The sequence below is a fragment of the Dysgonomonas sp. 37-18 genome (assembly GCF_001899125.1).
GTDB lineage: Bacteria > Bacteroidota > Bacteroidia > Bacteroidales > Dysgonomonadaceae > Dysgonomonas.
The window spans coordinates 1-5691 of the sequence record NZ_MKVC01000038.1; the positions used below are offsets into that span (position 1 = coordinate 1).

3 protein-coding genes and 1 pseudogene are annotated in these 5691 nt (G+C 36.4%); all 4 read right to left on the minus strand.

Annotated features, from left to right (window positions below):
* Positions 1 to 56 precede the first annotated feature (56 nt).
* Positions 57 to 424, minus strand: a pseudogene (locus BGO84_RS14170) (MarR family transcriptional regulator).
* Between the two features lie 376 nt (positions 425 to 800).
* Complete coding sequence (locus BGO84_RS14175) at positions 801 to 2006, minus strand: OmpA family protein (protein WP_291030152.1); 1206 nt, start codon at positions 2004 to 2006, stop codon at positions 801 to 803.
* 23 nt (positions 2007 to 2029) lie between these two features.
* The gene (locus tag BGO84_RS14180) at positions 2030 to 4558 is read right to left on the minus strand and encodes a hypothetical protein (RefSeq protein ID WP_291030153.1); all 2529 of its coding nucleotides are present in this window, start codon (positions 4556 to 4558) and stop codon (positions 2030 to 2032) included.
* 672 nt (positions 4559 to 5230) lie between these two features.
* Entirely contained in the window at positions 5231 to 5623 is a 393-nt protein-coding gene (locus tag BGO84_RS14185) for a tyrosine-type recombinase/integrase (protein ID WP_291030154.1), read from the minus strand.
* Positions 5624 to 5691: the final 68 nt, after the last annotated feature.

Below are 5691 nucleotides of genomic sequence, written 5' to 3' on the forward strand. Positions count from 1 at the left end.
TACGATGTGTTTTATAGTAGAAAAAAGAGAAAAGAGCTAATCACAAGATCACAATCTTATCGTTTTATAATAGACCCGAGCGTTTCGGGAATATCAAACTCAGTACATTTTATGGATTCAAGTTTTTTCTTGCCCAAATCAGTCAACATAAAAGCCTATCTTCCTAGCCGACAATACGTCGGATAGTACCTTTCTTTTCGACCGACTTTATCACTTTCGATGTATTCGAATTAGTCAGACCCAATACGCTAGCCAATTCATTTGATGAATATTTTTGAGTATTTAGAGAACATAGCAGCATTCCTTCATTCAGGCGAAGATCATATAATTGTTGAAAGTTTAATTCAAAGTCATAAATCGCCCGATACACATCTCTGACCTGACATTGTGTTTTTACTTGCGAATTATCTATATTGTCTGCCATTTGGTATATGCAAGAAAAATAGCTGTTGCGTCGTCACCTGCCGAAGGATATAACAGCGTGGTCGTTGCCCATGCTCCTTGCGGAGAAATCTCATAGAGGCTGACCAATTTGAAAAAGACACCCTAACAAATACTATTTTAAATCTCTAGATAATTTCTTTCCATATCTTGCTAAATTAATAAAAAAAACCGCGCGAAATATCACATCTCACACGGTTTAACAAAAACTTTTACAAAACTACACTGCTTCCGATATCTGATCGGTAGCATTTTTTATTTTCGCCATTTTTCTATTTTACAATAGAAAAAGAATGCCCGCAAGCTACTTCTACTTATATTTGTTTTGTAGCTATTAACAATACTTTAAGACGAAATACTTAGTAATCTCTTTTTGGCATAAAGTTCCAATAGTCGATATTAGTTATTATCTCTACAGTAACCTTGCGATCTCCTTCACGCACGATATGCGATTCGCTAACAGGAGCGTAAGATATCTTCTTACCCACACCACGCGATTTTAGTATATCGACAGGAACACCTCTGTCTTCCAAAGCTTTTATAACAGATGCTGCACGTCTTCTAGATAAGCCGATATTATATTCAGCACTACCTCTTGCATCAGTATATCCTGTTATCAAGTATTTTTTAGCAGTATTATTATTGAGGATATTAGCAATTTTATCCAACGTTTCATTACTCTCCGGACGAATATCTGATTTGTCAAACTCGAAGTAAATATTGTTGAACAACTCACAAAGTTCAGTAGATGGTGTTTCTACTACTGTAGCAGGTATTTCCACAATTTTCTCAATAATCTGAGGAGGAGACTGGATAATTTTTTCAACATCTACATATTGTACTACCGGTTGAGCTTTCTTGGATTTTCCACCAAGGCGCCACATCAAACGCACTGTACCCTGAGTAGAATTCGCTACATTTTTGTGAGGCATCATTAACCAGTCACCCTGTAATGCAATACCAAAACGATCGTTCAACCATGCATTTAAACCTATCCCAAATGCAACCGGAAACATTTCGTTACGATCGATACCATCTTTGTTATATAGATTTTCGAGCACCCACGACATTTCTTCAGGTAACGTACCTTCCGATCCGGTATATTTCATATCGAAATTTTTCTTCATATAATTTACCCCTACGCGGAAAAACGGATCTACATATTTAGAGCCAAAATACTCACCTAAACGCCATTGTAAACCAGGGCCTACCATGAAAGCTGTTTTCAACTTATCCTTGCCATCGACATATTGTTCTGTGAAACTAAGATTTCCTTGTACATCCAGATAGAAATGTGTATTCAGTTCACGAGCTATGTATAGATGAGGCCCTATAATACTATGACGCAAATGCATGCCTAACTTGTAGTTATCCGTTGCTTTTTGGAAATTGGTAAAATCAATACGACTAAAATTGAATATTGATGCACCTACACCTACTTCCCAAGCTTTCTTTGTCTTTTCTTCTGGGTTTATAACTCGGGAACTTATGTCCTGCGCTACAGCAGGACATAAGGGAGACAATAAACCGAACAAAAGAATATATATTAAATAATTTTTTTTCATATTACTCTTTTTTTCATAGTTTATTAAAATGCAAAAGGTATCTTTTCTTTAGTTGCTCCAATATTGTATGGTGCTGTATATCCGCTGTCACTAAAGAATTTAAAGAACCCATAGCCGTTATTAAGAGCAGCTTCTAATTCTGATGCTTTCATCGTTATAGTTTGAGAAATGCGTCCATTCGCATTTGCTTCCACTCGGAAGATTGCGGAATACCCTACCCCTTTATATAACTGGAACTCAACATAAGAATTAGGTATAGCATCATAAACATCTACAATAAATGTCACATTCGGATCCCCATCTGTATCATAATCCCATCCCGGACCTCCAGGCTGACCGTCTCCGCCGAAACCATCAGGTTTTGTGAATTTTGAGGTATAGTTGGTTTGATTGGAAACAGACAATGTTGTTGTTTTTGTCAATCCACATTCGTTTTCAGTTGTAAACGTCAATACATAAGAGCCGCTACCATATGCTATAGTATAATCTCTTTGAAAATCCATCGTTACCGAAGCACTAGCAGGTATTGTAACCTCGTACGGGAACTCAGGAGGCGTACGTCTTAGTGAACCTGATGTATTATTATTACCCCTGGTAATAGTAACTTTGAGTGGAGCAGATGTATTATTCTTTAACTCTCTCTTTATTGTTGCAATAGCAGCATTGTCATTATATCCCGATACTGTATTAAGTTGAAGTGGGGTTAGAACCTCTAACAAATTACTTCCGTTTACAGTTATTGTTTTCGTTACCGTACCGGCACCTGCTTTTTCAGATACTACGCTTATATTATAAGCAGTATATGCTCTCGGAACGATTGCCTTGTATGTTCCAGATGGACTTTCTGTTAATTCAATAGTTGTAACTGGAGATGACCCATAAGAAGCCTTTACTGTCATGCCGGATGATCCTGTAACAGACAGGCTTAAATCACAATTGTCCACTATGGCAAGTTGTGGAGTCCCAATAGTAACCGGAGCCAATGTAGGAATTGTAAACGCTCCGGTTATAGTACTACATTCTCCGTTAGCACCTTTCGCTACAACAGTAGGTTGTTGTGCTGTCGCCCCTCTTTCATAAGATCGAGCAAATACTTTTTCATTGGCAACAGCCCATCCCGAACCACTTTTTATGCCTCCTGTCTTAGTATAAACCGATTCTCCATCAATAATCAATTCTTCAGGAGCTGACAAAAAGCTTATTACAACCATGTCTTTTTGTTCATCTGGTACCTGTGTTACAGTTGCTGCACCGTCTAGTTTTACATATTTCAGAGCAGGGATAAATGCATTCTTTGTCACAGCATTACCACTTTCGGTACAAACAATAGTTAATTGGATGCTTGCATCACTACGTGGAATATTCCATGTAACTGGTGTTTGATCGTCTGTTATGTTTCCAGTCAGATTCACACCGGTTCCTGTCACCGCAACAGAAGTTCCTTTCTTTCCACCTACGCTTAGTTTGGCATTATAAGCTTTTTTGAGTGTTCCGTCAGCGCTTAGTTCTACACATTCGTCTTGTGCTATTACACTTACTGTAATTCCATCACAATGACAATCGAATAATTCGTCTATAAACTGTTGAATAGTTTTACCTTCATTACCAGGGAGTGTTGTCCAGTATTTGTGTAGTACAGAGACATCGCCACCTTGTAGCCAGATAAGGAAGTCTTCCCACGAGTTTTTAGAACAGTCGTAATTCGAGCCATCTTTGTTTTTGACTGTTCCGTCACATTTATCAACAGCTTCTTTCCATAATTCATAGGCTGATTTTCCATCTACACCATCGTCACCTTTATCACCTTTATCTCCACGTGAAGGTTTACCTGTATCTTTACCATCGATCCACCAATTTCCATTGTCTCCGACAACAGGTATTACGACAGAAGGCTTACCTGTATCTTTACCATCGATCCACCAATTTCCATTGTCTCCAATAACTGGAGTATACCCATCTTTACCATCAGTTCCGTCTCTCCCATCAACGCCTTTTGCTGAAATATTCGTCGTAGTTCCATTAACAATCCAATAGAAACTCGGACCCGGGCCAATTTCTACAGTAGGTGTATTACCGTCTTTTCCATCTTTACCTGTTGCCGGGACAAGAGTATTGATTTCTCCAATCCACCAGAAACCATCTTTAATATAAGGAGAGAAACCATCTTTTCCTCTGGCAGGGACCCCGGTATCTTCTCCTCCGATATACCAATTTCCATTATCCCCAATCTCAGGTGTAATACCATTCTTACCGTCTTTACCCTGTGCCGGAATGCCAGTATCTACACCACTGATCCACCAGTTACCATTAGTACCGATAATAGGCACATCTCCGTCTTTTCCATCTTTACCTCTTAAAGAATTAAAGAATTCTTCAATGGAAGTTCCCGGATCTTTTCCATAATATTCCAACCAAAGTTCGAAAGCAGACTTACCTGGATCTCCTTTATCTCCTTTCGGCCCTTGCGGAAGTATCATCTCTAATGAATTTTCGCAACTGAACATTACCGAAAGTAGAATTATAACACAAATGTTAATAAAACTCTTTTTCATAATAGTTTTTCTATAAATTAATAATGTAATAAAATATTGCTTTTTGCTTTTCATATCAAATATTTTAATTTAGACACTGCTGCTACCTTTATTATTCTTCGTGTTATTTTATAAAAAACTAGATCTAGTTTATAGATGTACAATATTTAATTTTTTCACATGTCTTTTACTCTTTTATGCTTCAGACCAAAGAAACTCATGTCCTATCGTTTGATAGATAGTTTACTTATTTTTTATTACAACCTCTTGATTTGCTAATAGAGATATATAAAGATTAAATGACTATGTAGACTTTGTTTAATTAATTGCTGAAATTCATCTTTAAGTTTAATTGTTAAAGCATTTTACTATAAGAAGTCTCTTTCTTTGTGAGAAAGAGTTTTCCGAGCGTGTCTTAAATAATTGCACCAAAGATAATTATATTTTTTAAAGATTTAATGGTTATTACCAATATTTATTAAATATTGATTCTTTCTATATATTAATTATGGCATATAAAACGATATTCAGCTCATATATTATATTTTTTCAATAACTATGCCTCATAGTAAGGTTGTAATATAACATATTCATAGACAATTCCATAAGTCTCACACTCTATGAGTGTAAGACTTACAGCAGAAGTAAATACACAATCGCTATAAGAAGTCTCTTTCTCACAAAGAAAGAGACTTATGAAATTGCTGATGGATAAAGGCTTTTCTGATATTTATCTTTTCCCTTCTTACCCAATCGAATAAAACGGTTTAACATATCATTGACTTCCCGATCTACCTTTGTAGTTGAAATAGAAGACAAGTATATTTGTGTTGTCCTTATTGATGTATGTCCCATACATTGACTAATTACCTCAACTGATTTTCCAGCTTCTAACATCAGCGTAGCCCAACTATGTCGCATAACATAAGTCGTTAATTTGCAAGGAAAATTAAGAATTTTGCCGATAATTAAAGCATGTCGATTAATTCGCCTTAATGCAGACTTCTCACATAGTACAGTTTTATTGTTTTTTTCTCTGAGAAAAGGGAAAACATACAAATTATTGTTTTTTTTATATCGTAACATTATCTCTTGTCCTTCTCTAGGTACAGTGGCTCTTTCCTAAAAGTTGTGGAGATATAATTTTTCCTAAC

Bases quoted from the DNA above. Each gene is read 5' to 3' on its own strand.
- BGO84_RS14175 (WP_291030152.1), bottom strand. From the start codon at position 2,006: ATGAAAAAAAATTATTTAATATATATTCTTTTGTTCGGTTTATTGTCT.
- BGO84_RS14185 (WP_291030154.1), bottom strand. From the start codon at position 5,623: ATGTTACGATATAAAAAAAACAATAATTTGTATGTTTTCCCTTTTCTC.
- BGO84_RS14180 (WP_291030153.1), bottom strand. From the start codon at position 4,558: ATGAAAAAGAGTTTTATTAACATTTGTGTTATAATTCTACTTTCGGTA.